General features: G+C 55.1%; 4 protein-coding genes and 1 pseudogene. 3 read left to right on the top strand and 2 right to left on the bottom strand.

Features of this window, described 5'->3' with window-relative positions; genetic code table 11:
- A partial coding sequence (locus tag ACEQWH_RS10025; protein ID WP_370230340.1) for an HD domain-containing protein occupies positions 1 to 373 on the top strand: 373 nt, incomplete at its 5' end.
- 73 nt (positions 374 to 446) lie between these two features.
- On the opposite strand, the gene ahcY is transcribed toward ACEQWH_RS10025, so the two are convergent.
- Entirely contained in the window at positions 447 to 1,832 is a 1,386-nt protein-coding gene (ahcY, locus tag ACEQWH_RS10020) for an adenosylhomocysteinase (protein ID WP_370230337.1), read from the bottom strand.
- A gap of 94 nt (positions 1,833 to 1,926) precedes the next feature.
- The gene (locus ACEQWH_RS10015; RefSeq protein WP_370230334.1) at positions 1,927 to 2,244 is read right to left on the bottom strand and encodes a hypothetical protein; all 318 of its coding nucleotides are present in this window, start codon (positions 2,242 to 2,244) and stop codon (positions 1,927 to 1,929) included.
- Between the two features lie 369 nt (positions 2,245 to 2,613).
- On the opposite strand from ACEQWH_RS10015, the gene ACEQWH_RS10010 reads away from it, so the two are divergent.
- Positions 2,614 to 3,198 (top strand): HD domain-containing protein, encoded by a 585-nt coding sequence (locus tag ACEQWH_RS10010; protein WP_370230332.1) that lies wholly within the window; start codon positions 2,614 to 2,616, stop codon positions 3,196 to 3,198.
- A pseudogene (locus tag ACEQWH_RS10005) lies at positions 3,195 to 3,468 on the top strand (N-acetyltransferase family protein); the annotation flags it as partial. The gene ACEQWH_RS10010 and the pseudogene ACEQWH_RS10005, both read left to right, overlap by 4 nt.

The following is a 3,468-nucleotide window of genomic DNA, read 5'->3' as shown; positions in this document are numbered from 1 at the left end:
CGTCGGTGCTTTGCTGCACGACATTGGCGACGGGCTTGCGCCTCAGAACCACGACCGGTTTTCAGCAGAGGTCATCCGCCCCTTTGTGCGCTGGGATGTGTCTTGGGTGGTCGAACACCACGGGATTTTCCAGATGATCTATTACGGCCGTCACTACGGCTGGGACGAAAACGCGCGCGACGAGTTCAAGGATCACCCTTGTTTCGACAGCTGTGCGGAATTCTGCGAACGTTGGGATCAATCCTCATTTGACCCAGACTATCCCATGAAGCCGCTCGAGCATTTCGAACCCATGGTACGCGAGGTCTTTGGCCGCAAAGCCTATGCCGAAGATGTTGTGCGCGAAGGGCATGTTTCGCCGCTCACCGCGTAGTTTCTTCTTCGCAGAACACGCACAAAAAAGCCCGGCACTAAGCCGGGCTTTTCCATTTCAACAGTGAAAGCTCTTAGTAGCGATAGTGCTCTGGCTTGAACGGACCTTCAGGGGTCACACCAATATAGGACGCCTGATCTTCGGTCAGTTTGGTCAGCTTGGCGCCAACGCGATCCAGGTGCAGGGCAGCAACTTTTTCGTCCAGATGCTTTGGCAGGATGTAGACTTCGTTCTTGTACTGATCACCGCGCAAGAACAGTTCGATCTGCGCCAGAACCTGGTTGGTGAACGAGGCAGACATCACGAAAGATGGGTGACCTGTCGCGTTGCCAAGGTTCAAGAGACGGCCTTCGGACAAGAGAATGATGCGGTTGCCTGATGGCATCTCGATCATATCCACTTGCTCTTTGATGTTGGTCCATTTGTGGTTCTTCAGAGCCGCAACCTGGATCTCATTGTCAAAGTGACCGATGTTGCCAACGATCGCCATGTCCTTCATCGCGCGCATGTGCTCGATGCGGATAATGTCTTTGTTGCCGGTGGTGGTGATGAAGATGTCTGCGTCCATCGCATCTTCCAGCAGAACAACCTCAAATCCGTCCATAGCCGCTTGCAACGCACAGATTGGGTCGGCCTCAGTGACTTTCACACGTGCACCTGCACCTGCGAGAGACGCAGCAGAGCCTTTGCCCACATCGCCATAGCCACAGACAACCGCGACTTTGCCTGCCATCATCGTGTCGGTCGCACGGCGGATGCCATCCACCAGCGATTCTTTACAGCCGTATTTGTTGTCGAACTTGGACTTGGTGACCGAGTCATTCACGTTGATCGCAGGGAATGGCAGCTGGCCGTTTTTCTGCAGTTCATACAGACGGTGAACGCCGGTGGTGGTTTCCTCAGAAACGCCCATAATTGCGTCGCGAGTCTTGGTGAACCAACCCGGGGAGGCCGCCATGCGTTTTGCAATCTGCGCCTTGATGACTTCTTCTTCTTCGGACTGAGGCACAGGAATGATGTCTTCGCCTGCTTCGGCGCGGGCGCCCAGCAGAACGTAAAGCGTCGCATCGCCGCCATCATCCAGGATCATGTTCGGGCCGTCTGGGAACATGAACGATTTGTCCAGATAGTCCCAATGCTCTTCCAGTGACTGACCCTTGATCGCAAAGACCGGGATATCCGCTGCTGCGATAGCGGCTGCAGCGTGGTCTTGGGTTGAGAAGATGTTGCAGGACGCCCAGCGCACATCGGCGCCCAGATCTACAAGCGTCTCGATCAGAACAGCCGTTTGGATGGTCATGTGAAGCGAGCCAACGATGCGCGCGCCGGACAGTGGTTTTTCGTCACCATATTCCGCACGCAAGGCCATCAGGCCCGGCATTTCTGTTTCTGCAATGTCGAGTTCCTTGCGGCCAAAACCCGCCAGCTCGATGTCTTTAACAATATAGTCTGTCGGCATGTGCCCGCTCTCCTGACCAATTCGGAATCCGAGATCGCATAACACTCATCAAAGCGTGCGACAATGGGCAAGTCAGGCAAGGGTTTCGCATAGGTCAGCCGTTGCGCCCCTCCGCGATTTCTTCGAGCGGCTGGGTGAAGAAATTTGTGCCGACCGCGACGACACAAGACACGCCTTCAGGGCTTGTCAAAAGCATCGTGAATGTTCCGGTCTTCTGCGAGGCCCAGACTTCGACCATGGTTTGAACGGATTTGTTGCCTTGCAGACCGCCGGCCACCAAAGTTTCCGAATAGCTGTCCTGAAGCTTTGCGACGACAGTTTCCCGAACACCGCAATTTTCCCGCGCCATCGCCGGGGATGTCACGGCGAGCGATCCCAATAGAATTCCAGTCAGTGTCAGTTTTTTGAACATGATGTCTCCTGCTCTCTTGGGGATTAGGCAGGAGGACACGCGGGAGGAACTCGCGTCCCCCTCGCACTAAATATTGATCCGAATGTACCGCCTTCTCAGCCGACCTTGCAGGCAAATCAGGCGACGCACCTATTCGAACGTATTGAGTGTTCGATGAAAGTTGTGAAAAAACAAGCTTGAAAGTTGAGTTTGTAACCATTTTATGACACTATATGTGGTAATTGCTGCGCTCCCCCTGCGATGGCAATTCCTGTGAGCTAGACAAATTCCCGCTGCGCAACCGGGCGTGATTTTTGCGGCCAAATCGTAAGAATCCATTGCGATCCAGCGTCGGGTGGGGAACACTCCGCGAAAAATACAGGACATCACATGGCACGCGCATGGCAACGGATGCTGTCGGGTCGAAGACTTGATCTTTTGGACCCGACCCCGGTTGATATTGAAATCGAAGACATCGCCCACGGGCTTGCGTTTGTGGCGCGTTGGAATGGCCAGACGCTGGGAGATTACGCCTATTCGGTGGCCGAGCATTCGTTGCTGGTCGAAGAGCTTTACGGCCGCATGTACCCGAAAGCCCCGGTGAAATGGCGCCTTGCTGCTCTTTTGCACGATGCGCCCGAATATGTGATTGGCGATATGATTTCCCCGGTCAAAGCGGCGGTTGGTCCCGGCTATGAGGCTTTGGACGAGCGGCTGACGGCTGCGATTCACATCCGCTTTGGCCTGCCTGCCGCGATTCCCAAAACCATCAAAGCGCAAATCAAGCGCGCGGACAAAGTGTCGGCCTATATGGAGGCCGTTCAGATTGCAGGCTTTACCGAAAGCGAGGCCGCGAAGTTGTTTGGCAAACCCAAGCCCGACATACTTGACGGTCTTAACATCGACTTGCGTCCACCTGTTGAGGTGCGCCATGCCTTCACAGCGCGCCACGCCGCATTGATGAGCACGCTATGAGAGTATCGGTCCGCCCCGCCAAAAACAGCGACGCCATCGAGATGGCCGAAATCCTGAACGAGATTATCGAGATTGGTGGCACAACGGCCTATACGTCGGCCGTGACCCCTGAGTATCTCGCCAGTCGCATGAGCGAGGCGCCCGAAGTGTCGGCATGGCACGTGGCGCTAGACAATGCAGATCAGTGCGTTGGCTTTCAGTGGATCACCTCGGCCGGATACTTGCCAAAAGAAGCCTGCGAAATCGCGACATTTGCGAAAGTTGGCCGCA

Source organism: Cognatishimia sp. (assembly GCF_964229375.1).
Classification (GTDB): Bacteria; Pseudomonadota; Alphaproteobacteria; order Rhodobacterales; family Rhodobacteraceae; genus Cognatishimia.
This window is presented reverse-complemented; position numbering and strand designations above follow the sequence as displayed.